Below are 26,130 nucleotides of genomic sequence, written 5' to 3'. Positions count from 1 at the left end.
TTATTTTATAGCTTTACGTTAGTATGAAGTTGAAAGTGATCCTTGCCATATTCCTGCTGCCGACACTCATGTACGGCCAGCAGGAAGCAGCAAACTGGTATTTTGGTGTTGGCGCTGGATTATCATTTACTTCAGGCGAAGCGGTTCCGCTTACCAATGGAGTATTGAACACTATCGAAGGTTCTGCTAGCATTTCAGACAGAAACGGAAATCTGCTTTTTTATACTGATGGTTCTACAGTTTACAATCGCAATCATCAGGTAATGTTAAATGGGAGTGATCTTAAAGGAAATGTTTCTAGTACGCAATCGGCGATCATTGTTCCGAAGCCTGCAAATCCCGGGTTCTATTATATTTTCACGGTAGACAAGCCAGACTATTTCCGCATATCCAATGATCCTATTGAAGGTGTTCATTTTTCTGAAGTAGACATGAGTCTTGACAATGGAAATGGTGGCATTATTGCGAGCACCAAGAATACTCACCTCGTTACCTATGATCCTTCAGATCCCGTGGAAAAAGAATTCAAAAGTTCTGAAAAGATTTCTGCAGTGATCGCGGGAGATTGTGTTTCGTACTGGGTGGTCACTCAGTTTACTAATAAATTCTACTCCTTTAGAGTAAGTTCCGCAGGAGTAAATACGAGCGCAGTGATTTCCACTATCAATAATAATTTTCCTCCCAGGATCAACGAACAGGATCTAAACGTTACGGCTCCTGGCTATATGAAGATCTCTCCAGATGGAAATTACCTGGCTGCGGCTTATAGTGGAACCAGTATTGGGAGTCCGCGTTCCGGAGGTGCTAAGAAAACTGGAAAGGTATTTCTCTACGATTTCAATGATCTTAGTGGTAGAGTTTCCAATGAAAAGTTGCTGCTGGCCAATGCCTATCCATACGGCGTGGAATTTTCTCCGGAATCCACTAAACTGTACGCAACTTCCAATAATTATAATACAGAAGATGTCTTACAAAATGGTGAATTATATCAATTTGATCTCGAAGCTACAGATATTGCTGCTTCAGCCACTTTGATAAATTCCTCCAGAAATGTTGCTGGAGCTTTGCAATTAGCGCCTAATGGCAAGATATATCGTGCTGGTTACTCTACTGATGGTGGCTTCGTTAGATGGAACCTGATGTCTGTGATCAACGAACCGGAAGAAGACGCTGCAAACGTAAATTACCGACACAACAGTTTAGATATTTCTCCCAAAGTCGTTAGGCTCGGTCTGCCACCATTTGTACAGTCGCTTTTCAATAATAATTTTGAATATGAAAATATCTGCTTGGGACAGACTACAGAATTTACCGCAGGAGATGCCTCGAAATATGACGCATTTATGTGGGAGTTTGGAGATGGTGCCACTTCAACTGCCGCATCACCTACGCATACCTATAGTGCCGCAGGAACTTATACGGTGAGTCTAACAGGGATCATCAATGGAATTCCTCAAGACCCGGTTTGCGAAGAAGTGACTATTTTTGAAATTCCCAATGTACCATCAGGTTTTATTCTGAAACAATGTGATGTTCAGGATTCAGATCCAACAGATGGAATTGCAACTTTTAATCTTCAACTTGCCAAGGAAGAGTTATCACAGGGCCAGTCCGGTATTCAGCTTTTTTTCTACGGAAGTGAGGCAGATGCCATTGCCGATGTGAACAACGAACTTACCCTGGATAACATCTACCGGAACAACGCTCCTAATGAAGAGGTTTTTGTAAAAATTAGTGGCTTCGGAAGTGATTGTTACGATATAAAAAGCTTCAGACTTCAAACTACCGAAAGTGTGGATCTATCATTGGAAACAGCTACAGGTTGTGATCTGGGTGATGGTACGGCTGAATATAATCTGGGTACTATTGCTGAAAATGCCAGAAACGATCTTGGCTTAAATTCTAACGTTCAACTGAGCTTTCACACTTCAGAAGATGATGCGATTCTTGGCACTAATGCATTGCCTGATAATTATGTTACGAGTCCAAAAACCTTATATATTCGGGCAGATGCAGATAATATTTGCTATGGATTTGGAAGTATAGAATTGGAAATGACCGGTTTCCCAGCAGTTCAATCTCTGATGAGCCTGAATGGTTGCGCAACAGATTTCCCGGTAATTCTTGGTAATGATCTCGATCTTGCTAATCCGGATGAATTTGATTATACATGGAGTACCGGCGAAACTGGTAGAACCATCGAAGTTAACGATTCTGGCAACTATTCATTAAGCCTTACATTAAAGAAGTCTGGCTGCGGAAGATCTATCGATTTTAATGTCGAAAAATTTGAAGCTCCTGAAATTTCTGAAATAGAGATTTCCAATAATGGCAGCGAAAATGATCTCTTAATTTTTACCAATTCAACCGATGAAAATACGGTTTACGCACTGGATAATATCAATGGACCCTATCAATCTAATCCGGAATTTCGAGGAGTTCCCGGAGGGCAACATACTGTTTATGTTAAGAACAGCATGGGATGTTCGATTGGCGAAATGCAGGTTTCTTTATACGGTCATCCGCCGTTTTTCACTCCAAACAATGATGGTTCGAATGATCTCTGGAGGCCCTACGATATTTCTGAACCCGGATTTGAATTTCAGAAAATTATAGTTTTTGATAGGTATGGTAAAATCATAGCCATGCTTCCTCCCGAAACTAAGGGTTGGGATGGTAACTTTAATGGCAGACCTATGCCAGCAGATGATTACTGGTTTGAAGTCAGCCTCGAAAATGGTAAAATTTTTAAAGGACATTTCTCCCTTATTAGAGAATAACATGAAATTATTAAGAATTTTAATTCTTTTCCTTACGTTCCCTGCACTTTCCTGGGCTCAGAATCCTGCAAGTGATTGTAGTGGAGCGATTAAAATTTGTGGCGATGGCAGGATTTCCAGCAATGCAGATGGCATAGGTACCCAGGAACTCAATGGCACTAACAATTGTGCAAGCCAGGAGACTAACTCGCTTTGGCTGGAGATCGAAATTACCAAAGCGGGATCACTAGGGTTTAATTTAAAACCTACCAGTAATGATATCAACGTAGATTATGATTTCTTTATTTTTGGTCCAAATGCCAGCTGTAACAACCTCGGAAACGCTATTCGTTGTTCTACGACGAATCCTAATGCCGCCGGTTTAGCATCCAATTTCACCGGTTTAAATGCCAGATCGACAGAAACGAGTGAAGGACCTGGGCCAGATGGGGATAGCTTTGTTGCAAATCTCGATGTAGAGCCCGGGGAAACCTATTTTATCGTGATAGACAGACCTGTGGGAAACAGTCCGTTTGAACTGGAGTGGACAGGAACAGCTACTACCGGCGGCTTTCCTTTCCCAGATGGCCCACAATACAATGAAGGCATGGACCTGGAAACCTGCAATGCGAACGGGAGCGCGATTTTCGATCTTAGCCAGAATACACCTATTATCAATATCCAGAATAACACTACTCTTACTTACCATGAAACTATTGCTGATGCTACTGACGGTATCAACGCCTTGAGCGATATTTATACCAGTGACGTCCCAAGTAAACCAATTTTTGCTCGCATTGAAAATGATCTTACCGGTTGTTCAAAAATCACAGATTTCACCCTTACCATCAATGATGGACCTCTGGTGGCTCAAAATTTAGAATTTATGCAATGCGATCTGGACAAAAATAATCTCGCTGACTACGAATTAAGCGATCTCTATAATGAAATTCTGAGTGGGATCAATGGAGCTCACGATATCGCTTTTTTCACTTCGGAAAATGCCGCCCGGGAAAATTCGAATCCTGTTTCAAGTTTATATACTTCAGCAGGAGCAGAAAGCCTGTTTGCAAGAACTTCCGAAGCAGGGAATCCAGATTGCTTCAATATCACGAGAATCGAACTTATTCTGAATGAACCTCCCAATGTTGAAGCTATTTCTCTCGTTCAGCCTGCTATTAATTCAAATAGTAATACTATTGAAATAAGTTTTCCGAACACAGAAGCATATGAATATTCTATAGGAAACGAAGATGGTCCTTTTCAAACGAGTACTACTTTTGAGAATGTTACTTCCGGTTTTCAGGATCTTTATATCCGTGATCTAAAGCAGTGCGCCATTATCAAAACACAAATTGCTATCATTGGGTATGATAACTTTTTCACTCCCAATCAGGATGGAATCAATGATTTCTGGCAGTTAAATGGTATTAGCAGCGAAACGGCTGCTGCCAATAAGATTAGCATATTTGACCGCTACGGAAAATTAATTACAGAACTAACTGCGGCAGACAAAGGATGGGACGGCACATTTGATGGTCAGCCATTGCCGGCAGATGACTACTGGTTTCGAGTCTTGTTACAAACTGGACAGGAATTTAAAGGTCATTTCTCACTTGTTAGGTAAATGCCAAAAACTTGAATAAAGCTCTGTAATTGTTTAATTTCGTCGGGCTAGGAAAAAGGAAGACTGCCTCATGAAATTCGATATAAAATCTGATTATAAACCTACGGGAGATCAGCCCAATGCCATCAAACAACTCGTTAGCGGGATCAATAAAAACGAACAATTCCAGACGTTACTGGGAGTAACCGGTTCTGGTAAAACCTTTACGGTCGCCAATGTTATTGAAGAGGTCCAAAAGCCAACGCTGGTGCTGGCACATAATAAAACTCTTGCCGCCCAGTTATATTCAGAATTCAAGCAGTTCTTCCCGGAGAATGCTGTTGAGTATTTTGTGAGTTATTATGATTATTACCAGCCAGAAGCATTTATACCAACTTCCGGAACTTATATAGAAAAGGATCTTTCGATCAATGAGGAGATCGAAAAGTTGCGTTTAAGCACCACCTCTTCTCTTCTAAGCGGAAGACGGGATGTGATCGTGGTTGCTTCAGTTTCGTGTCTTTACGGAATCGGTAATCCTGTAGAATTCAAAAAGAACGTGGTTTCCATTGAACGTGATATGGAAATTAGCAGAACCAAATTTTTGCATAGCCTGGTGCAGTCGCTGTATTCCAGGACAGAAGCTGAATTTTCCCATGGAAATTTCAGAATAAAAGGCGATACGGTAGACGTGTTTCCAAGTTATGCCGACAATGCTTTCAGAATTCATTTTTTTGGAGATGAAATTGAGGAGATTGAAGCCTTTGATCCCGGAACTAATGATGTTATCGAGAAATATCAAAGACTGAATATTTATCCTGCGAATATGTTCGTGACCTCACCTGATGTTTTAAAAGGTGCGATCCATCAAATTCAGGATGACCTGGTAAAACAGGTTGATTACTTTTCTGATATTGGTAAAACTCTCGAAGCAAAAAGGCTTGATGAAAGAACGAATTTCGATCTTGAAATGATACGGGAACTGGGATACTGCTCGGGTATTGAGAACTATTCCCGTTACCTGGATGGCCGTCTTCCCGGGACAAGACCTTTCTGTTTGCTGGATTATTTTCCAGATGATTACTTGATGATCGTAGACGAAAGTCACGTGACCATTCCGCAGGTTCATGCCATGTATGGTGGTGACCGCTCTAGAAAAGAGACCTTGGTTGATTATGGCTTCCGACTCCCCGCTGCGATGGACAACCGGCCATTGAAATTTGAGGAATTTGAAGCCCTGCAAAACCAGGTGATTTATGTAAGCGCAACTCCAGCCGATTATGAACTTCAGAAAAGTGAAGGAGTTTATGTGGAGCAGGTCATTAGACCTACAGGCCTGCTGGATCCAATTGTGGAAGTTCGCCCAAGTTTGAACCAGATCGATGATCTAATTGAAGAAATTCATGTTCGGGTAGAAAGAGATGAAAGAACGCTGGTTACTACGCTTACCAAAAGAATGGCAGAAGAGCTGGCGAAATATCTGACGCGTATCGATGTGCGCTGCCGTTATATACATTCAGATGTAGACACTTTAGAACGCGTGGAGATCATGCAGGATCTTCGACGCGGAATCTTTGATGTTCTTATAGGTGTAAACTTGCTGCGTGAAGGTCTGGATTTGCCAGAAGTTTCTCTGGTTGCGATCATCGATGCCGATAAAGAAGGTTTTTTAAGAAGCAACCGATCTCTGACTCAGACCATTGGTAGAGCTGCCCGACATGTGGATGGACGAGCTATTCTGTATGCAGATAAAATCACAGATAGTATGCAGAAAACGATCGACCAGACTGAGTATCGTCGCCAGAAACAGATGGATTATAATACGAAACACAACATCACTCCTACTAAGCTTAATAAGAAATTTGATAGCGCCCTGGTAAAACAGAAGCTGGATATTTATGGTGACGAGGAGCGTACCGACTTAAAAGCTGCGGAAGCTGAAGCCGAATATCTCACCAAGCCACAGATGGAAAAGAAAGTTCGCGAGAAGCGGAAAGCTATGGAAACAGCCGCTAAAGAACTTGATTTTATGCAGGCCGCCAGGTTGAGAGATGAGATCAAAATACTCCAGGGAAAAATTAACGATAGTGACTAAAATAAATAGTTGCCGTGTTAATTATTCGTCTATATTTGGATCACCCAATTCGTCCTAGATCGACTTCTATGGCAAGCTAAAATGTTTGTTCATGAAAAAAATTATATGCCTGTTTTTGATGGGTATGATAATGTCTCAACTCGAGGCACAGGTAGGAATTGGAACCTCAGAACCTAAAGCTCAGTTAGATATTGTAGCGACTAACACTGCAGATCCTGCGAGCAGTGACGGTATTCTCATACCTAGAATTACGAAATTTCCTGTTGTTGCACCTTCGGAAGATCAACATGGAATGCTGGTTTTTTTAAGTAAGAGCGTTAGCGGTTTTCCGGAAGGGTTCTATTTCTGGAATGGCTCGGAAAAGAAATGGAAAGCGATCGCTGCAGAAACTAATTCCGCAAACTTCTATAAAACCGGAACGACGGTCTCTCCGAATAATATTACAGATCCTATTTTTCGCGAAGCCAGTATGGGTCTTGGTACAGATCAGATTTCGTCAAGATTACAGGTTGCCATTGCTTCGGGGAAAGATACCGGGCTCAAGAAGGGCCTTGAGGTAGATAATGCGAACTCCGCTACAGATAATCTTACCACTTACGGAATTATCAGTGATAATAGAAGCGCTACCAACGGTAACAAATACGGAATTAAAAATAATGTTGGTGGGGTTGGTCTTGGGATTCATTACGGGATATTCAACGAAACCTATCAGAATACAGGCACGAATGATATCTACGGAATATACAATCGCGTAGGTAGAACTTTTGGAGCGAGAAGTAATAACTACGGAATCTATTCTGAAATTGGATCCATTCAGGGAGTTGGAAATATTTTCGGGATTTATAGTATTGCTACCGGAGATGCTAACAGCAATGTTTATGCCGGCTACTTTAACGGACGAATAGGAATAGGAACCAGCCCGGAAACGGAATATGTACTCCCTTTAAATCGTGGCACCGAAGGTCAGGTAATGTCTCTCAATGCGAGCGGACAGGTAAGCTGGACCAATGCTGGCTTTGAAAATTACAGTTCTACAACCAGCGTCGTGGCAGACTATACAATAGGAGATGAAGTTGGAACCCTAAGAATTAACAACCAGGTAACTGGTTTGATCATGCCTGCGTCTGCTTCGAATAAAGGACGAATATTACGCCTTATCAACTGGCCTGGAAATTCTGAGAAGTTTTTCCAATTTGCAGGTGGAGATGATCTGTTCGATCCAAGAACAAACACCAAAGTTCTTAGCATCAAGTCTGGACAGATCTTTACAATCCAGAGTGCCGGGAACAGGTGGATACTTTTAAGTCAATAAAAAAAGCGCTCCGTAGAGCGCTCTTCAACCTTAACTAATCCAACTACCTTTGGTTACGAAATATCGATCAACCTTTTGGCCTGTACTTTTGCTTCTTCCTTTTTTGGAAGGGCTATTTCCAGAACACCATTCTTGTAGGTTGCAGATATTTTACCACTATCTACAGAATCTGGCAAGCTAAAAGCTCTTCTAAAATTACTGTAGCTAAATTCTCTTCTGGTAAATCTACCCTGCTCTTCAGTTTTCTCAACCTCTTTTTTAGCTTCCGAAGAAATAGTTAGAACATCATTATCGAGTTCAATATTAAAATCTTCTTTTCCCTTTCCTGGAGCAGCAACTTCAACAGAAAAACTGTCCTCAGTTTCTCTAATATTTACTGCTGGAATACTGGTTCCAATACTATTCACGTTTGTAGTTCCACCAAGCCAGTCATTTTTGAACATATCATCAATCACTGATGGTAACCAACCTGTTTCATTTCGCTTAATAAGACTCATAGTTTTTATGTTTTTAGATTAATAATCATTTTTGATTTCGTAGAAGGAATAGCAATTCCGGTACCATCAGGAAAAACATGCCTTTTTGTCGTTTTAATTCATTTATAACATGTCACAATGTCTCTTTTGTCTAATTTTTATCAAAAATCCGACTACTAAATCATGATTGCTTAATTTTATACTCAATCTTATTTGTATGAAGCAACTTTATAACCGCACTCTTTCATTCTTCAATGTACTTGAAAGCAAGATTGCGTTCTACCCTACATTACTTGCCTTCGCTGGATTCAACTTTGCCTTTTTTATGTTGTACCTCGAAAATCGAGGTATCTCGAAATTTCTATTGGAACATCTCCCTCCACTGGTTATTGAAAATGGCGATACCGCTATGACCATCTTAAGTTCACTAATCTCCGGACTTATTTCGATGATGGTTTTCAGCTTCTCAATGGTAATGTTACTACTCAGCAACGCCTCCAGCAATTTTACACCCAGATTGCTACCGGGATTGATTAGTGACAAACGGCATCAAATTATCCTTGGAATTTTCTTATTTACCATCCTTTACTGCATATTCGTACTGTTTGCCATACAACCTACCGGAGATGAGTACCAATTACCCGGGGTAGCTGTGCTGCTAGGAATTCTTCAAACAGTGATCTGCTTTTATTTTTTCATTTATTTCATTCATAATATTTCGCAAAGTATTCAGATTAGCAATATCCTTCAGAACATTTACAAGGTGGCTAAAGACAGGCTACAGGAACTTGTAGACAAGCAAAAATTTAAGGAAGTTGAATTTCCGGAGACAGAAAACTGGACCAGTTATCATAGTGAGAAAAGCGGATATCTTCAGAATATTTCTTTTACTAATCTCGTGGATATATGCGTGGAACACGATGTAAAAATCCATATTCTACCGGTCAAGGGGAAATTTGTTCTAAGCGGTATTCCGCTATTTAAAGTCAGCAAGGAAGTTGACGAGAAGATCGTAAAGTTGATATTATCTAATTTCAATTTTTCGAGAGAGGAACTGGTGGCCGATAACTATACGCTTGCTTTTAAACAAATAACCGAGATCATTGTAAAAGCAATGTCCCCGGGAATTAATGATCCTGGTACTGCGATCAATGGCATTGATTATCTCACGGAACTCCTTGCCTTAAGAATGCAAAAAAGAGATACCAGCTATATTTTTAGGGATGAAGAAGCTTACGTAAAACTAAATACGATAGATTTTGAAGATCTTTTGTATAATATCATGGCCTCAATTCGTACATATTGCAAACATGATATAACTTTGGTGCAGAAATTACTTCTGATGTTCTATTATCTTGAAAAGCAGGTAAAAAATAATGAATATTCTGAATGTTTACGTAAGGAAGCACAAAACCTACTTGTAGACGCCAGAAGTTCTATTGAAAATGAAGTGGATATTAACACTGTTACTAATCTGGTTAAACGTTTTAATTTACAAACAACATAAGCATGGCGCTAACTAACAATGATATTTTTAAGAAACTAAGAGTTGCTCATAAACTTACTAATGATGATATCGTTAAGATTTGCGAACTCGTGGATTTCAAGGTGAGTAAAAGTGAACTTGGAGCGATCTTCAGAAGAGAAGATCATGATAAATACGTGGAATGTGGAGATCAGTTCCTTCGTAACTTCCTTGATGGCTTGATCATCCATTTACGTGGACCAATGCCGAAGAAGAAGTAGCTTTAGACTTTAGACTTTAGACTTTAGACTTTAGACTTTAGACTTTAGACTTTAGACAAAATTAAAAAAGAGGAGTTGAAACTATTTTCAACTCCTCTTTTTATTTCTGAAAAACTAATTTTTAGCGAACCAGTTTTTTGTATTTGATACGTTTCGGCATTAGATCACCACCTAAACGCTTTTTCTTATTCTCTTCATAATCTGAGAAACTACCTTCAAAGAAGTACACTTGGGAATCTCCTTCGAAGGCTAGAATATGCGTACATATCCTATCCAGGAACCAACGGTCGTGAGAGATCACTACAGCACATCCTGCGAAGTTATCGAGACCTTCTTCCAAAGCACGAAGCGTGTTGACGTCAAGGTCATTGGTAGGCTCATCCAGAAGCAAAACGTTTCCTTCTTCTTTTAGAGTCATAGCAAGATGCAACCTGTTTCTTTCTCCACCCGAAAGCATGTTCACTTTCTTATTCTGTTCGCTACCGCTAAAGTTAAACCTGCTTAAATAAGCTCTCGAATTAACCTGACGACCGCCCATCATGATCAGCTCCTGTTCATCACTAAAATTCTGCCAGATAGTTTTTTCAGGGTCTATATTGGAATGGCTTTGATCCACATAAGCGATCTGGGCAGTTTCACCTACCTTGAAAGATCCTTTATCTGGAGCTTCCTCTCCCATTATCATTTTAAAGATCGTGGTCTTACCTGCACCGTTTGGTCCAATAATTCCAACAATTCCTGCCTGTGGCAACTGGAAGTTCAAGTCTTCATAAAGAAGTTTATCTCCAAAAGCTTTACTTACACCCTCAGCCTCGATCACATTTGTTCCCAATCGTGGTCCGTTTGGGATGTAGATTTCCAGCTTTTCATCCATTTGCTTTTGATCCTGACTAAGAAGTTTATCGTAATTCTTTAATCTTGCCTTCTGCTTGGACTGTCTTCCTTTCGGACTCATTCTTGACCATTCAAGCTCTCGTTCTAAAGTTTTCTGTCTTTTACTTGCTTGTTTTTGCTCCTGAGCAAGACGTTTAGATTTTTGATCTAACCATGAAGAGTAGTTTCCTTTCCATGGAATACCTTCTCCCCTGTCCAGTTCCAGGATCCAACCAGCCACATTATCAAGGAAATATCTATCGTGAGTTACCGCGATCACAGTACCCTTATATTGTTGCAGGTGATGCTCCAGCCAGTGTACCGACTCTGCATCAAGGTGGTTGGTAGGCTCATCAAGTAAAAGAACATCTGGTTCCTGAAGTAACAATCTACATAAAGCAACTCTTCTTCTTTCCCCTCCAGAAAGTACTCCGATCTTTTTATCTGGCTCTGGAGTTCTTAAAGCGTCCATTGCGATTTCCAGTTTCGTATCAAGTTCCCAGGCATTGCTGGCGTCAATCTTATCCTGAAGTTCTGCCTGCTTGTCCATGAGTTTCTGCATTTTATCTGCATCCTCATAAACTTCCGGCAACCCGAACATATCATTGATCTTGTTGTACTCATCAAGGATCGCTACGGTTTCAGCAGCTCCTTCTTTTACCACTTCCAGCACCGTTTTTTCATCATCAAGTTCCGGTTCCTGTTCCAGCATTCCAACCGTATAGTTAGGAGAGAACACCACATCACCCTGGAAGTTTGTGTCCTTCCCGGCAATAATATTCATCAAGGTAGATTTACCTGAACCGTTAAGACCAAGTATCCCGATCTTAGCGCCATAAAAGAAACTTAAATAGATATTTTTCAATACCGGTGTGTTTGCCTTCGGAAAGGTTTTGGTCACACCAGACATCGAAAAGATCACTTTTTTATCGTCTGACATATTTCTGTATAATTAATTTTCAATTGATTGCGAGTGCAAATATCCTGAAATTTTCAGAGAAATCAATTATCATGGATTTCCAATAATCTGCATAAAAGAAGTAATTGACCTGTATGGTACGCATTATGTTCAATTACCAGCATAACCTGTCTTATAATTGTATGTTCTGTTGAATTCAGGACCAGGTCATCAAGCGCATTTTCTTCGGAAGTAATAAAGTTTCTTAAACTCTCCCGGTCCTGAAGGAACTGAGTCTTCAGGTCTTCCCATTCCTGTTCGTTTTGTGGCTTGTGCATTACAGGCCAGTAGTCATCTGGCCAGTTGGCAGCGGAATAATTCTTTTCGACACAGTAATCCAGAATATCCTTTTGTGCGAATACGATATGATAAAATAGTTCGTATAAAGAGTAAGGCAAATTATGCGGTCGTATACCTGTTTTGTTGAAAGGGATCGTATCTATCAAATTCTGAACGGGAAGAAACGCCTCACCTCCATCCAGATGCGCGGCGATCTGGTTCTTAACAATACTTGTGTTCATACTAGATTCTACCTTTTAAAGCATTGAATACCCATGAAATAAAGAAAAATCCTATCCCGGTAACCGAAAACCCGATGGCATATTCCTTATATTTTAATACTCCTAATAATACTAATGCTGCACCAACTAAAAAGGTGAGAAAAGAGGCCCATGCGAAGATGGTATTTTTGTTCATTGCCATAGATGCGATTTTAGTGTCCTTGTAATTATAATTAGCGCAATTAATCTGAAGAATTGCTGTCTTTTTGTATTTTAGCAAAAGTCATTTCTGAGTGAGAATTCTTAAAAATTATTCAGAAAATAGATTAATTTCGAATTAATCACATTAAAATAATCAAATTCCTGTAATAAATTCAAAATAATGGATATCAACTTCAACAAGAATGAAGATCATAACAAGTTACTGGTTTCCACATTAAGACAGAAACTTGCCAAGGTAAAATTAGGTGGTGGAGAGAAAAGAATAGAAAAACATCATGCGAAAGGGAAGATGACTGCGAGAGAGCGCATCAATTTCCTACTTGATGATGCTGAAAAAGCCATAGAGATCGGTGCGTTTGCCGGAGAAGGAATGTACGAAGAACACGGTGGCTGTCCTGGTGGAGGTGTCGTGGTGAAGATCGGGCATGTTTCAGGAAAGCAATGTATCGTCGTGGCAAACGATGCCACGGTAAAAGCCGGTGCATGGTTCCCCATAACAGGAAAAAAGAATCTTAGAGCACAGGAAATCGCTATTGAAAACCGACTTCCAATTATCTACCTGGTGGATAGTGCAGGAGTTTTTCTACCAATGCAGGATGAAATATTCCCTGATAAAGAACACTTCGGAAGGATCTTTAGAAACAATGCGGTAATGAGCAGTATGGGAATTACCCAGATCGCCGCCGTAATGGGTAGCTGTGTAGCTGGCGGAGCTTATCTTCCAATTATGAGTGACGAGGCGATTATCGTAGAAAAAACAGGAAGTATCTTTCTTGCCGGAAGTTATCTTGTAAAAGCTGCCATTGGAGAAAGTATCGATAATGAAACTCTTGGCGGAGCTACAACTCATTCAGAAATTAGCGGAGTAACAGATTACAAAGCGAAAGATGACAAAGATGCTCTTACCAAGATTCAGAATATCATGGATAAGATCGGGGATTTTGACAGAGCCGGTTTTAGCCACAAAAAGTCTGTGAAACCTAAAGAAGATCCAGATGAGATCTACGGAATTCTTCCGAAGAAAAGAAGTGATCAATACGATATGCGTAAGATCATAGAGAGATTGGTTGATAATTCTGAATTTGAAGAATATAAGGAAGGCTATGGCCAGACGATCATTACCGGTTATGCGCGTATTGACGGCTGGGCTGTTGGTATCGTGGCGAATCAGCGTAAGATCGTAAAGACGAAAAAAGGCGAAATGCAGTTTGGCGGAGTGATCTATTCAGATTCAGCAGACAAGGCGACACGATTTATTGCCAATTGTAACCAAAAGAAAATTCCGCTGGTGTTTTTACAGGATGTGACTGGTTTTATGGTAGGAAGTAAGAGTGAACATGGCGGGATCATAAAAGATGGAGCAAAAATGGTAAGTGCCGTAAGTAATTCGGTAGTACCAAAATTCACTATCATTCTGGGGAATTCCTATGGCGCTGGAAATTACGCGATGTGTGGAAAAGCTTATGACCCAAGATTGATCGCTGCCTGGCCAAGTGCAGAGCTTGCTGTGATGGGAGGAACTCAGGCTGCAAAGGTACTGGCACAAATCGAAACTGCTTCCATGGCGAAGAAAGGCGAAAAGGTAGATGAAGCAAAGGAAAAAGAAGTTTTCGAGAAGCTTAAAGCGAAGTATGACGAACAAACCTCAGCATATTATGCTGCAGCCAGACTTTGGACAGATGCAGTGATAGAACCTAAAGATACCAGGAAATGGATCTCAATGGGAATTGAAGCTGCAGACCACGCCCCGATTGAAAAGGATTTCAATATGGGTGTTATCCAAACCTGATTTCTATGAAGAAACTGATAATTCTTTTGGTCCTAATGATGGCCTGCCAGGGATATGCTCAGGATACGATTGGTCTGAGACGTTCAAGGAAATACATTCCAAAAACGGTTTATCTCGCACAGTTCAAATCTATTCCTGATACCGTGGATGTTCGTTATATAAAAGGCGATTCCATGGTCCAGGTGCCAATGGATTATGATCCTTTTCGCGGTAAGAAGCAGGTTCGCTACGAACCTAAAGATTCGGCTTTTCTCAACACCTACAAAGCGGTAGTGTACAATACGGAAAACAAGGTTGATTCTTCTAGATTCATGCGTTACTGGAAAGATGAGCTTCGTATTTACTTTGATAAAAGTGTTCCTGAAGACGATGCAAGATTTCTTATGAATTTTGCGGAAAAACTATCCAGCGAAGTTGACTCTCTTAAGATTAGTCGGAATTTTATTAGGGAGAAGAGTAATTATATTGTCTATTATTTGAACAAAGATCACAAGACAGAACATGAACCTCGAATTGGCAACAAAAGTGGTTATTATGTAAGCTGGAATGGCAAAAGCCAGATCTATAAAGCTTCATTGAAAGTGAACACCGCGGTGGTTACCAATAATCTACTGAAAGAAAATCTACTGAAATATCATTTTTTCAAGTCTCTGGGATATTTCGCTTCCAGTAAGGATCTTAATTGTGAAAGTATCTTATCTGCTTGTAATTCTTATAGAAGATTATCTGATGAAGATCTGGAACTATTGAAGTATCATTACTCGTATGGTGTTTGTAAAGGTCAGTCTTTGAAAAGTTTTACCCAATTAACCAATAGCATGCAGGAGAAACTTAAAGAGGATCCTAATGCTCAATTATTTGTTATCCATGCAGAATAAATTATTATTTGTCGGCTTGCTGGTCTCATTGTTGCTATCAATGAACCTGGAAGCTCAGGTAGTTGGCTCAAATCATACTACTTATACTGAAGCTGATACTTTAAGAGGTTCGTTACGCCCTGAAAGATCCAATTACGATGTTACAAAATATCACCTGGATCTTAAAGTGAACCCGGAAGCACGGTCAATTGCCGGTAGTAATACCATACATTTCAAAGTTCTTGGCTCTCTGCCAGTGATGCAATTGGATCTATTCGAAAATATGCAGATAGACTCTATTGTACATCAAAACGCAAATCTGGAGTACACCCGTAAGTACAATGCGGTATTTGTAAATTTTGAAGAAGCCTTAAAAGAGAAAACTTCAGACTCTATTAAATTCTATTACCACGGAAATCCTATTGTAGCTAAGAACGCACCCTGGGATGGAGGTTTTGTCTGGGATACCGATGAAGACGGAAACCCTTGGGTAGGAGTTGCAGTGCAAGGAACCGGCGCAAGTCTCTGGTATCCTAACAAGGATCATCAAAGCGATGAACCGGATGCTGCTCAAATTGATATTGCGGTCCCAAACGGACTCATGAATGTTTCCAATGGTAGATTTACAGGTAAAGAAGAATTGAAAGATGGATACACGAAGTGGAAATGGGCAGTAAAGAGCCCCATCAACAACTACAATATCATGATCAATATTGGGAATTATACTCATTTCTCTGATAAATTTAAAGATCTTGATCTGGATTATTACGTCCTGCCTTACAACCTCGATAAAGCAACAAAACAGTTCGAGGAGGTTCAGGATATGATGGCTTGTTTCTATGAAAAAATGGGTCCCTATCCTTTTGAGGAAGATGGATTTAAACTCGTAGAAACACCTTATTTGGGAATGGAGCACCAATCGGCTGTGGCCTATGGGAACGAGTATATGAAAGGTTACCTTGGAAATGATCTTTCCGGAACCGGAATCGGATTACTTTGGGATTACATCATCATCCACGAATCTGGTCACGAGTGGTATGGGAATAGTATCACCGCTAAGGATATTGCAGATATGTGGATACAGGAAGGATTTACCAGTTATACTGAATCTATTTATGTAGAATGCCGTTGGGGTAAAGAAAAAGCTCAGGAATATCTGAAAGGAACAAGAAGAGGTATTAGTAATAACAACACAATCATTGGAGATTATGGCGTTAATTCTGAAGGTTCCGGAGACATGTATTTTAAAGGAGCAAATCTTCTGAATATGATCAGAAGTATTTATGATGATGACGAACTATGGTGGAATACACTTAGAGACTATACCAGCACTTACAGACACAAAACCATTACTACAGAAGATACTGAGGCCTTTTTCGATAAAGCTACCAATGTGGATTTAAAACCGGTCTTCGATCAATATTTACGACATTCAGCATTACCGATATTACAACTAAAGCAAGGCGATGATCACTTCCAGTATCGATGGAAAGCAGATGTCATTAATTTTAGCATGCCTGTAGATGTTTTTATAGATGAAGAGGAGATAAGACTCGATGCCACTTCAGATTGGCAACGTATGGAAACCGGTGAAGAACTGGATGAAGTTATACTAAATGATTTGGAATTCTATGTTCGGGTAGAAAAAATTAAATAAAAAAAAGCAGCTGAAAAGCTGCTTTTTTTATTCCGCAGAAGGATCGATAAGTATTAAAGATGTCTGTCTCTTATTTACGTATCGAAAGCCCTCTTTTCCCCAGAATCCTGCCTCTTCCAGCATAATTCTTATATCCTTATCCCATTCTGGAATGTTCACTTCCGTATTTAATTCAATTGCATAGGCCGTGTCCTCATAAAGTGGGTAGTCTCCAGGCCCGGGAACTCCACCCTGTTGATCCCACATTCCAATGGTTGGTCCTGCAGAATGCCCGTAAAGGCCAAGTGGATGGGTATAGATCGAAGGTTTTAAACCTTCAGCTTTTGCCTTTTCCAGACTCGCAGCCAGAATTTCATTTCCTGTTCTGCCAGTTTTAAAATTTTCAGTAAGAATATCCTGCAACCTGTTTCCTTTTGCCAGGGCTTTCTGTAAAAATTGCGGAGCTTCGGTTTCGGTATCCTGAAGAATATAAGCCATTTGCTGACAATCTGTATTTAAACCTAAATATGAAATTCCGAAGTCACAATGAAGCAGATCTCCTTTCAGAATAATATCGCTTCCATTTTCATCAGAGAATGCAGTGATATGATCTACAAGTTGCTCGTTACTTCTTTGAATATCCACGGTTGGATGAAACCAGGTTTCCAGTCCCAGATCGGTCACTTTTTGTCGTAACCACCAGACCACATCATCTGTAGTAGTTACTCCCGGCTCTATCACTTGAGTGCTAAAGGCTTCTTGAATGACCTCATGCGTTAGTTCCACCAATGAACTAAATAGCAGCATCTCTTTGAGGGTTCGGGTTTCTATCCATCCTACGGCAAGATCTTCCGCGGAGATAAACCTTGAATGATATTCTTGCGGCAAACTTTTTAGAAGTTCCTCATAATCGGTTTTAACCAATCCGTCTGCAAGACCATAATTTTCAGAAATATTGATCCCGATTTTTTCTGGATTCCGAGAGCTAATGATATCTGCGAGAGCCTTCCATTGATTAGGCTGCTTCTCCTTGTCCCAGACATACTTGATAGCATCGCCAAAATAATAACGGGCGACCGCAAGTTTTTCTATAGAATCTCCCCTTCTGGAAAACACCAGCATGGTTCGTCTTCTCGCATTTAGCCAGGTGGAAGGAAGCATGGTTTTCATCACAGGATCTTCATTATATTCTCTTGAAATAATCACCCACATATCAATTTCAGCTCGATCCATCAAGACTGGCAGAAGCCTATCAAATCGCTCAGCAAGTATCTCATCGCGAATAGATGCGCGATCTTTTTCTGAAAGTATTTGGGTTTGAGCGCTAAAAGTGAGCATACAAAGTATAAAACCTAGTAAATAACGCATAAGTATAAGATGATGGGAATGGATTTATTTCAGCCGAATATAGTCTATAAATAAACTGAATTCTTCATTTTTTTTATTGCCAATAAGAAAGGTGATTTCCCGTATGATATCATGGTCCCAGTTGGGAATATCTAATTTTCTACCTCGAAACCCAGGATACATTTTTGCTAAATCAAGCTCAATTTCCTGCCATTCTCCATTGGTAGAGAATTCCTGTATATAGGAGTGACGATCATTCAATTTGTTCTTGAGTCGGAATTGAAAATTCTTACCATCCCCTTTAAGCCTTATCACTGCTTTGCTGAACTTATTTACTCCTTCTACATTCAATCGATGTCGAACTGAAGCAAAACCTCCATTGTTTTCAAGCGAAACATTACCACTAAATTTAGCATCACCTTCATCAGTAAGGCTGATCTCAGCATTGGATCTACCACCCATGACTCGATCTTCCACTACCACCCATTCACTGATTTTGATATCGGAATTAAAATCGAAAATTAATTTTTCATTCACATTGAACAAGATTATAATGATAAGAGCAGTTCTAATCAGGATTTAGGACACTTTGCTTTTCGCAGTATTTTCACGGTGAATCTTGCCGTTTGGAGTTTCTTCGAATTTAGCGATTAAATAGATCTTTCTTGGTTTCTCATATTTCCCAAGCGATTTCATATTCCCAACCATTTCCCTAAGCTCCGTAAGTCTTTCTTCGGAAAAATCATCTTCCACAAACATGACTACTTTTTCACCCAGAGCATCGTCTGGCATTGAAGTGATAAAGAATCTATGATCTAGTTTTTTATTGATCTTACGTTCTATTTCTTCAGGAAAGATCTTTATTCCTCCGGAGTTGATCACATTATCATATCTCCCTTTCCAGATGAATTTTTTATAGGTTATGATCTCTACAACATCGTTGGTAACGATTTCATCATCCAGCACTTTTGGAGCTTTGATCACAAGACAATCGCGGTCGTCCTTAGTAATACTTACATTTGGTAATAATTTGAAGGCTTTTGATACTTTCTTCTTCGTAGGATTTAAACGTTTTGCAGCGATATGACTACAGGTTTCTGTCATTCCGTAGGTTTCATAAATCCGTGTATCTATATCGGTCAGCATTTTTCGTAACCTTGGTGAAACTGCTCCTCCACCAATAATAAGTTTTTTTACCAGATGAAGCCTGCTTATGGAATTGTCCAGTTGGAAAGGGGTCATCGCTGAAAAATCGTAAACCTTAAATAGTTGATCGAAAGGATTTGATGATGGTGAAACCGAATCCAGGTCCCAACCTAAAAACATTGCTCTTACCAGCATCATTTTTCCTGCTATATAATCTACAGGAAGACATAATAATGCTTTGGTATGGTTGGGAAGTTTAAAGAATTTTGAAGTCGCCAACGCTGAGTTGATCATGTGCTCCTTGGTAAGCCTGATCTTTTTGGGTTTCCCGGTAGACCCCGAAGTATGTACTTCAATATATTCTGTCGGTTTTAACCAGTCCAGCAGGAAATTACCAATTTGCTGTTCAAACGGCTCACCTTCCTTGATATAACTATAAGCGATATGCTTCAATTCGGCATTTGTGAAGTGCCGTTTGTTCAACCTAAAGTCAGGGTGAGTTTCAGGAATCTTGTAATTATTATTCATACTTCAAGCTAAGTTGGACATTCACCGATTACTTAAAGTTAAGAATTTGCAATTAAATTCCTGAATATCCTAAGTAATTGTTACATTTTCAGGTCTTTTCACTCTTCCGAAGAGTTTTTCAGACCAGTTATTCCATTTATATTTCCTGGCAAAGATGAAAAGGAAGATAGGGTAAATGATTAAAACGGGAATTAATACATCCCATCCTGCAGAAGGTTCTGATACATCCTTTAAGATGGAATTGGTCTGGAAGGCAGTCCAGTCGGCAGTAACAAGTAAGGCTGTAATTAAATTATTCGCAGCATGAAATCCTAAAGCAAGCTCCATTCCCTCATCCATCAAGGTCATGATTCCAAGCATAAAACCAGTTCCAATATAATAGATCATAATTATATTACCCAGTTTGGTAACTTCAGGATTAAAATAATGTAAACCCCCAAAAATCACAGAAGTAAGCACCAAAGGTATCCACCTGTTTTTAGCAAGCACACCTATCCCCTGCATCAAATAACCTCTGAAGAAATATTCCTCAAAACTCGTTTGAATAGGAATCAGAAAAACTGATATCAATAGCAGGTATAAAAAAGGTTCCCATTGAAAATTAAAAACATAATCTTGCTGATTCGAATAATAATCCAGTACGGTAATACCAATATTGAACACCGCCACCAGGGCAAAGGCGAACCAGAATCTACTCCAGTCTACTTTTTGTCGACTGGTGGTCAGGGTTTTAATTGGCTGTTTATGAACATATTTGACCCAAAGCAAGAGCCCGGCAAGAAACACAAGGAATGATAAGAGATTCTCGAAAAGCACCCTGTTGGAACCTTTACTTTCAATTTGTTGCCGCATCATTTCATTCACATCAAGATCCAGCATTTCCACCGCTACATAATTGAGAGCCATCAGGCCAAAAAATAGAATTGGAATCACCAGATATCTCCAGAAAGAATGTTCGTATTTGAACGCCTGCGCTATAAACATAGTTTACTTAAAATTTAAAATCCCAGTTTACCTGAGGATCATATTGAATTTTACCATCCTGCACCAGCAACGGACTGGTAAAGTTATTTGTATACAAACCACCAGTTCCCAAACCTTGGGGAAGATCTGTATCCAGCGTGTAAGTCCACTGCGCGATTGCATTGAGTCCTACATTGCTTTCCAGCGCGCTGGTGATCCACCATTCCACCTGGTTGGCCTCACAGATATCGATCCATTCCTGGGCACCTTTCATTCCACCGATCAAACTTGGTTTGTAAATGGCATATTGTGGTTGTATAGTTTGTATCAGTTTGGCCTTTTCTGTTACATCTGTAACTCCTATCAATTCTTCATCGAGGGCAATTGGAATTGGCGTCTTTGAGCATAACTGACTCATCTCTGTTATTTGCCCTTGCTTAATTGGCTGTTCAATGCTATGAAGTTCGAATTTTGAAAGCCGCTCTAATTTCTGCAAGGCTTCTGCTGGATGAAAAGCTCCATTTGCATCTACTCTTAACTCCATGGATTCTGCGGAAAAATTTTCCCGAATAGATTTAAGTAATTCAATTTCAGTTTCGAAATCTATCGCCCCAATTTTCAGCTTAATACAGCGAAAACCCTGTTCGATCTTTTCTGAAAATTGTTTTTTCATGAACTCCCTGTCCCCCATCCAAATGAGTCCGTTTATTGCAATATGATCATTTCCCTGAGTAAATTCCGAAGGAAATAATTCAAAAGGAGTGCTTGATTCGAGGCTACGAAACGCCATTTCAACTCCGAACTGGATACTGGGAAATTCACGTAATTCTTCCCACAGCATTTCCTTTCCCAGGTTGATATTCTCACAAACCCAATGTAGCTTGTCTTCGTAATCTGGTCGATCATCATGACTCAATGATCTTAAAATTCCGCATTCACCTAGCCCGTAGCGATCATTATCCTCGATCTTCAGGAACCACGTTTCTTTTTCAGTAAGAACGCCCCGGGAAGTTCCACTGGGGCGTTTGAATTCTAAAAGGTATCGTTTGTAAGAAGCTTTCATAACTATACTTCAACAGATTCACCAATATCTAGCAGTAAAAGATCTTTACCCTTGGCGGCAAATTTCTTTTTAGCATCATCATGATCGATTTCAATAAAACCGAAGGTATCATAGTGACATCCAAGGATACGATTACATTCGATGAAATCACTGGCGAGGATGGCATCTTCTACACCCATGGTAAAGTTATCGCCAATTGGAAGAACCGCGAGATCGATTTTAGTTCTCATGGGTATCAATTTCATGTCGAGCGTTAGAGCTGTGTCACCGGCGATATAAATATTCCCGCTATCAGTTTCGATCACAAAACCGCCGGGTTGTCCTCCATACTTGCCATCTGGAAATGAACTGGTATGCAAAGCATTTACGTATTTCACTTTTCCAAAGTCAAAATTCCAGCTACCTCCGTGATTCATGGGATGTACTTCGAAGCCCTTATCTCCATAATGATTGGCGATCTCGTAATTACTAACGATCTTGGCGCCTGTATTTTTTGCAATAGCTTCAGCATCCAGCACATGATCTTCATGTGCATGGGTAAGCAAAATATAATCAGCTTTTAATTTTTTAATGTCTACTTTATCCTTGGATAGGTCATTTCCGGTAATAAAAGGATCAACGATAATATGTTTATTTCCAATCTCGAGAGAGAGCGAATTCTGTCCGTAAAATGTAATTTTCATAAAATGAGTTTTTCGGTTTTTATAAAATTAAGGATTCGGCTAAATTCTTATAATTAGCTGGCTATATAGTTTTGTTAAACTTAAACCTTAGAGCACAAGTCCTATCGCAAATAGAATTGAGATTCCAAATGTGGAGAGCGCCACTATCTTTAACTCGGGATCCAGATCTTTAGGGTTCTCATTTTTACCTACGCGTATTAAATGAAAAATGAGTGGAATAAAACCTACCAGATACATATAATCATCCAGTTCCCTGGATACCATTGCTGAATAGATCATCATAAAGAACAAAGCTCCAATAATTAACAGGTAATGGTAATTCTTCGCCTTTCGCTCTCCCAATTTCACCACCAGCGTATTTTTACCAGCTTTCGCATCTGAAATTCTATCCCGAAGATTATTAAGGTTGAGAACCGCGACACTTAAAAAACCAATGGCTACTGCCAGTAAGAAGCTTATAAAGTTGTGATCATGAGTATATAAAAAGTAACTACCATAGACGGCAACGAGTCCAAAAAATATAAAAACGAATATATCCCCTCTACCGCGATAACCATAGGCAGAATTCCCAACCGTGTATTTGATCGCAGCGACGATAGCACCTATTCCCAATATCAAAAACACCAGCGCAGCGATCCAATTTTCGTCTTCGAAAGAAGCATAGATCAGTAATACAGCTAGTATAAAAGTTGCAACCGCGGTAATAACCATCGCACGAAGCATTTCCTTCTGGGTGATGATACCACTTTGCAAGGCCCGCATAGGCCCTATCCGGTCCTCATTGTCGGTTCCTTTGACTCCGTCACCGTAGTCATTAGCAAAGTTAGAAAGGATCTGTAAACCAAGAGTAGTTCCCAGAGCGAGACTAAAAATTGCGAGGTTGAATTGTCCTTGTTGCGCAGCGATACTACTACCTACAATTATCCCTGAAATGGATAATGGAAGTGTTCTCAGCCTTGCCGCACCAACCCAGGTTGAAAATTTGCTCATTTAATTCATGATTTTTACAAGAAGTTCTTTTAGAAGATCTCCCTGTGAAACGTTTGCAGCGCCTACCCCTTTGCTTTTCACATCAGTTTCATGCAGATCACTAATCACCTTACTTACTTTTTTCATTGGAAAATTTCTCGCTGCAGTGATATAATCACCCACAAAATAAGGACTAATCTTTAGTTGCTTGGAAACAGCTCCTTTGGATTTGTCATTAAGGCCATGGTATTGCAGGATCTGGGAAAAATAGGAAAACAACAGACTAATGGTCACTACCAGTGGATTGTCTTTAGGATTCTGAGCAAAATAATTGATTATTCTATGCGCCTTCAAAGTATCTCTTTCTCCAATCGCCTTACGCAATTCGAAATTGTTGAAATCTTTGCTAATCCCGATATTTTCTTCAATGATCTCCGGACTAATAAGCGTTTCCTTCTTGCAAATAAGCTGAAGCTTTTGAAGTTCATTATCGATCTTCCCAAGATCTGTTCCCAGGAATTCAACCAGCATTTGAGAAGCCTTTGGAGAAATTGAATATCCCCGACTTTTCATTGTCTTCATGATCCAATCTCCCACCTGGTTCTCATAAAGTCGTTTGCTTTCGAAAATAAGACCAGTTTTCGCAATGGTTTTATGCAGCTTCCGTCGCTTATCGATCTTTTTATATTTATAGCACATCACCAATACTGTGGTAGGCTGAGGATTTTCAGCGTAATCTGCCAGTTTTTCGATAGTCCTGGAAAGATCCTGAGCTTCTTTTACGATAATTACCTGCCTTTCGGCCATCATGGGATACCGCTTTGCATTACTCACGATCTCCTCGATATTCGTATCTCTTCCGTAGAGGGTCATTTGATTAAAACCCTTTTCTTCTTCGGAAAGAAGATTGTCTGCGATATAATTCGAAATTCCGTCTATATAAAAGGTTTCCTCACCCATCAGGAAATAGATAGGTTTAATATCACCTTGTTTAATCTCGTTTACAATTTTTCTGGCTTCGTCCATAGAGGAGTTTACGGCGATTTATGAATGGATGGAAAACTGAAGGTGATATTTTATCACTGAATAATCTTCATTACTTTTGAAAAATGCAGAAGCTGAATTTTCCATCCTACTCATTTCGGTTCAAAAATAATCAAAATAAAGTAGCTGTTTTTGACGATCTACGGAAAAAGTTTATCATCCTTACGCCTGAAGAATGGGTACGTCAACATACCGTTAAGTTTCTGGAAAAAGAAAAAAATTACCCGGTAAGTCTTATCAATGTTGAAAAGCAATTAAAGATCGCCGGTCTCACTAAAAGGTATGATGTGGTTGTGTTCGAGCCAAAAGGTAATATCCATATTATCGTGGAATGTAAAGCACCAAAAATTAAGATCACTCAGGACACCTTCGACCAGATCGCCAGGTATAACCTGAGCTTAAAAGCAAATTATTTGATGGTAACTAACGGGATTGAACATTACTTTTGCCAGATGGATTATGAAAAGGAAACCTATATATTTCTAACCGAATTACCGGAATATCAACGAACATGAATATAGCTGTAGTTATCCTGAACTGGAACGGGGAAGATCTTTTGAAAAAATTCCTGCCTTCGGTTATTACAAATTCTAACGAGGCGCAATTATATGTAGCTGATAATAATTCTACAGATGAATCGGTAGCGATATTAAAGAGCAGCTTTACACAGGTACAAATTATTCAGAATAAGTCGAATAATGGTTATGCCGGCGGATATAACGAGGCTTTAAAGTCGGTTTCCGAAGAAATTATCATTTTACTGAATAGTGATGTGGAGGTGACCAGCAACTGGCTGGTTCCAATAAAGGAAATCTTTCAGAAAGAAGCAGAGGTAGCGGCAATTCAGCCAAAGATACTTGATTACAAGAAAAAGGATCATTTTGAGTACGCCGGTGCAGCCGGTGGTTATCTAGACCAATTTGGATATCCTTTCTGCCGGGGAAGGATTTTTCAGAAAATGGAGGAAGATAAAGGACAGTATGACGACAACCATGAAATCTTCTGGGCTTCAGGCGCCTGCTTTGCCATTAGAAATTCAGTTTACCAGGAAGCTGGCGGACTTGACGAAGACTTCTTCGCTCACCAGGAAGAAATAGATCTCTGCTGGAGAATTCAGAATATGGGATATCGCATAAAATATACAGCAGATTCTGTCGTTTACCACGTAGGTGGAGCGACCTTATCAAGTATGGATCCCAAAAAAACCTATTATAATTTTAGAAATGGTCTTTTTTTATTGCTGAAAAACCTTAGATTGACAGATTTACTTCCAATATTATTTGGAAGAATGATCCTTGACGGAGTTGCTGCTCTGAAGTTTTTAAGCGAAGGAAAAGTGGATCATTTTACGGCAATTTTAAAAGCTCATGGCAGCTTCTATTCATCATTTAACAAGATTAGAAAAAAGCGTCCCGATCATTTTAAAATTGAGCGATATTATGAATTGCGTTCTATTGTGTATCAACATTTTATCCTTAAAAAGGCCCGCTATTGTGAACTCAAAAAATAATATAAAAAGGAAATGTTAAAATAGCTTTCCACCTTGCTATTTTTTTGA

The 26,130-nt window shown here is 39.7% G+C and carries 23 protein-coding genes; 11 read left to right on the top strand and 12 right to left on the bottom strand.

Features of this window, described 5'->3' with window-relative positions:
• Positions 1-23: 23 nt before the first annotated feature.
• The 4 genes from ACSHZO_RS02190 (at position 24) to ACSHZO_RS02175 (ending at position 7,772) form a co-directional block, all read left to right on the top strand.
• The gene (locus ACSHZO_RS02190; protein WP_298246450.1) at positions 24-2,780 is read left to right on the top strand and encodes a T9SS type B sorting domain-containing protein; all 2,757 of its coding nucleotides are present in this window, start codon (positions 24-26) and stop codon (positions 2,778-2,780) included.
• 1 nt (position 2,781) lies between these two features.
• The gene (locus ACSHZO_RS02185; protein ID WP_298246449.1) at positions 2,782-4,386 is read left to right on the top strand and encodes a T9SS type B sorting domain-containing protein; all 1,605 of its coding nucleotides are present in this window, start codon (positions 2,782-2,784) and stop codon (positions 4,384-4,386) included.
• 70 nt (positions 4,387-4,456) lie between these two features.
• Positions 4,457-6,460 (top strand): excinuclease ABC subunit UvrB, encoded by a 2,004-nt coding sequence (uvrB, locus tag ACSHZO_RS02180; RefSeq protein ID WP_298246448.1) that lies wholly within the window; start codon positions 4,457-4,459, stop codon positions 6,458-6,460.
• Positions 6,461-6,551: 91 nt separating this feature from the next.
• Positions 6,552-7,772, top strand: a complete 1,221-nt coding sequence (locus ACSHZO_RS02175; protein ID WP_298246447.1) for a hypothetical protein — start codon at positions 6,552-6,554, stop codon at positions 7,770-7,772.
• A gap of 53 nt (positions 7,773-7,825) precedes the next feature.
• Here ACSHZO_RS02175 and ACSHZO_RS02170 read toward each other — a convergent pair whose 3' ends face one another.
• A complete protein-coding gene (locus ACSHZO_RS02170; protein WP_295181963.1) occupies positions 7,826-8,269 on the bottom strand; it encodes an Hsp20/alpha crystallin family protein in 444 nt (147 codons plus the stop codon).
• Positions 8,270-8,465: 196 nt separating this feature from the next.
• Here ACSHZO_RS02170 and ACSHZO_RS02165 point away from each other — a divergent pair, with 196 nt between their 5' ends.
• Entirely contained in the window at positions 8,466-9,755 is a 1,290-nt protein-coding gene (locus tag ACSHZO_RS02165; protein WP_298246446.1) for a DUF2254 domain-containing protein, read from the top strand.
• Between the two features lie 2 nt (positions 9,756-9,757).
• Positions 9,758-9,994: a DUF1456 family protein gene (locus ACSHZO_RS02160; protein ID WP_295181959.1), complete on the top strand. Its 237-nt coding sequence runs from the start codon at positions 9,758-9,760 to the stop codon at positions 9,992-9,994.
• Positions 9,995-10,115: 121 nt separating this feature from the next.
• Here the strand turns inward: ACSHZO_RS02160 and ettA are convergent, their stop codons facing one another.
• The 3 genes from ettA to ACSHZO_RS02145 all read right to left on the bottom strand — a co-directional run bounded on the left by ettA (position 10,116) and on the right by ACSHZO_RS02145 (position 12,527).
• Positions 10,116-11,807, bottom strand: coding sequence for an energy-dependent translational throttle protein EttA (ettA, locus tag ACSHZO_RS02155; RefSeq protein WP_295181957.1), 1,692 nt, complete (start codon positions 11,805-11,807; stop codon positions 10,116-10,118).
• A 62-nt stretch (positions 11,808-11,869) separates the two neighbouring features.
• Positions 11,870-12,346 carry a DinB family protein gene (locus ACSHZO_RS02150; protein ID WP_298246445.1) on the bottom strand — a complete coding sequence of 159 codons (477 nt, stop codon included), beginning with the start codon at positions 12,344-12,346 and terminating at the stop codon, positions 11,870-11,872.
• Position 12,347: 1 nt separating this feature from the next.
• Positions 12,348-12,527: a CAL67264 family membrane protein gene (locus tag ACSHZO_RS02145; protein ID WP_141877153.1), complete on the bottom strand. Its 180-nt coding sequence runs from the start codon at positions 12,525-12,527 to the stop codon at positions 12,348-12,350.
• A 180-nt stretch (positions 12,528-12,707) separates the two neighbouring features.
• On the opposite strand from ACSHZO_RS02145, the gene ACSHZO_RS02140 reads away from it, so the two are divergent.
• From ACSHZO_RS02140 to ACSHZO_RS02130, 3 genes are read left to right on the top strand one after another with little or no spacing between them, the layout of a single operon-like run.
• Positions 12,708-14,336, top strand: coding sequence for an acyl-CoA carboxylase subunit beta (locus ACSHZO_RS02140; RefSeq protein ID WP_298246444.1), 1,629 nt, complete (start codon positions 12,708-12,710; stop codon positions 14,334-14,336).
• Between the two features lie 5 nt (positions 14,337-14,341).
• Positions 14,342-15,214, top strand: coding sequence for a hypothetical protein (locus ACSHZO_RS02135; RefSeq protein ID WP_298246443.1), 873 nt, complete (start codon positions 14,342-14,344; stop codon positions 15,212-15,214).
• Positions 15,204-16,850, top strand: coding sequence for a M1 family metallopeptidase (locus ACSHZO_RS02130; RefSeq protein WP_435066539.1), 1,647 nt, complete (start codon positions 15,204-15,206; stop codon positions 16,848-16,850). Before ACSHZO_RS02135 ends, ACSHZO_RS02130 begins: the two co-directional genes overlap by 11 nt.
• A gap of 27 nt (positions 16,851-16,877) precedes the next feature.
• Here the strand turns inward: ACSHZO_RS02130 and ACSHZO_RS02125 are convergent, their stop codons facing one another.
• The 8 genes from ACSHZO_RS02125 to holA form a co-directional block, all read right to left on the bottom strand.
• Positions 16,878-18,197, bottom strand: a complete 1,320-nt coding sequence (locus ACSHZO_RS02125) for a M24 family metallopeptidase (protein ID WP_298246441.1) — start codon at positions 18,195-18,197, stop codon at positions 16,878-16,880.
• Between the two features lie 24 nt (positions 18,198-18,221).
• Positions 18,222-18,713 carry a CIA30 family protein gene (locus ACSHZO_RS02120; RefSeq protein WP_298246440.1) on the bottom strand — a complete coding sequence of 164 codons (492 nt, stop codon included), beginning with the start codon at positions 18,711-18,713 and terminating at the stop codon, positions 18,222-18,224.
• 42 nt (positions 18,714-18,755) lie between these two features.
• The gene (locus ACSHZO_RS02115) at positions 18,756-19,850 is read right to left on the bottom strand and encodes an AMP-binding protein (protein WP_298246439.1); all 1,095 of its coding nucleotides are present in this window, start codon (positions 19,848-19,850) and stop codon (positions 18,756-18,758) included.
• Positions 19,851-19,919: 69 nt separating this feature from the next.
• Positions 19,920-20,834 carry a CPBP family intramembrane glutamic endopeptidase gene (locus ACSHZO_RS02110; protein WP_298246438.1) on the bottom strand — a complete coding sequence of 305 codons (915 nt, stop codon included), beginning with the start codon at positions 20,832-20,834 and terminating at the stop codon, positions 19,920-19,922.
• 7 nt (positions 20,835-20,841) lie between these two features.
• Positions 20,842-21,876 (bottom strand): o-succinylbenzoate synthase, encoded by a 1,035-nt coding sequence (locus ACSHZO_RS02105; RefSeq protein WP_298246437.1) that lies wholly within the window; start codon positions 21,874-21,876, stop codon positions 20,842-20,844.
• 2 nt (positions 21,877-21,878) lie between these two features.
• Positions 21,879-22,559, bottom strand: coding sequence for a metal-dependent hydrolase (locus tag ACSHZO_RS02100; RefSeq protein ID WP_298246436.1), 681 nt, complete (start codon positions 22,557-22,559; stop codon positions 21,879-21,881).
• 87 nt (positions 22,560-22,646) lie between these two features.
• Positions 22,647-23,549 carry a 1,4-dihydroxy-2-naphthoate octaprenyltransferase gene (gene menA, locus ACSHZO_RS02095; protein ID WP_298246435.1) on the bottom strand — a complete coding sequence of 301 codons (903 nt, stop codon included), beginning with the start codon at positions 23,547-23,549 and terminating at the stop codon, positions 22,647-22,649.
• Positions 23,550-24,554, bottom strand: a complete 1,005-nt coding sequence (holA, locus tag ACSHZO_RS02090; RefSeq protein ID WP_298246434.1) for a DNA polymerase III subunit delta — start codon at positions 24,552-24,554, stop codon at positions 23,550-23,552. It lies immediately after the preceding gene.
• Positions 24,555-24,637: 83 nt separating this feature from the next.
• On the opposite strand from holA, the gene ACSHZO_RS02085 reads away from it, so the two are divergent.
• Complete coding sequence (locus ACSHZO_RS02085) at positions 24,638-25,087, top strand: type I restriction enzyme HsdR N-terminal domain-containing protein (RefSeq protein WP_298246433.1); 450 nt, start codon at positions 24,638-24,640, stop codon at positions 25,085-25,087.
• Positions 25,084-26,082 (top strand): glycosyltransferase family 2 protein, encoded by a 999-nt coding sequence (locus ACSHZO_RS02080; protein ID WP_298246432.1) that lies wholly within the window; start codon positions 25,084-25,086, stop codon positions 26,080-26,082. The genes ACSHZO_RS02085 and ACSHZO_RS02080 overlap by 4 nt, the downstream gene beginning before the upstream one ends.
• Positions 26,083-26,130: the final 48 nt, after the last annotated feature.

It is taken from the genome of Christiangramia sp. 3-2217-3z (assembly GCF_051195275.1).
GTDB lineage: Bacteria > Bacteroidota > Bacteroidia > Flavobacteriales > Flavobacteriaceae > Christiangramia > Christiangramia marina.
The sequence above is the reverse complement of the archived record's forward strand: the minus strand, read 5'-3'. Positions and strand labels throughout refer to the sequence as shown.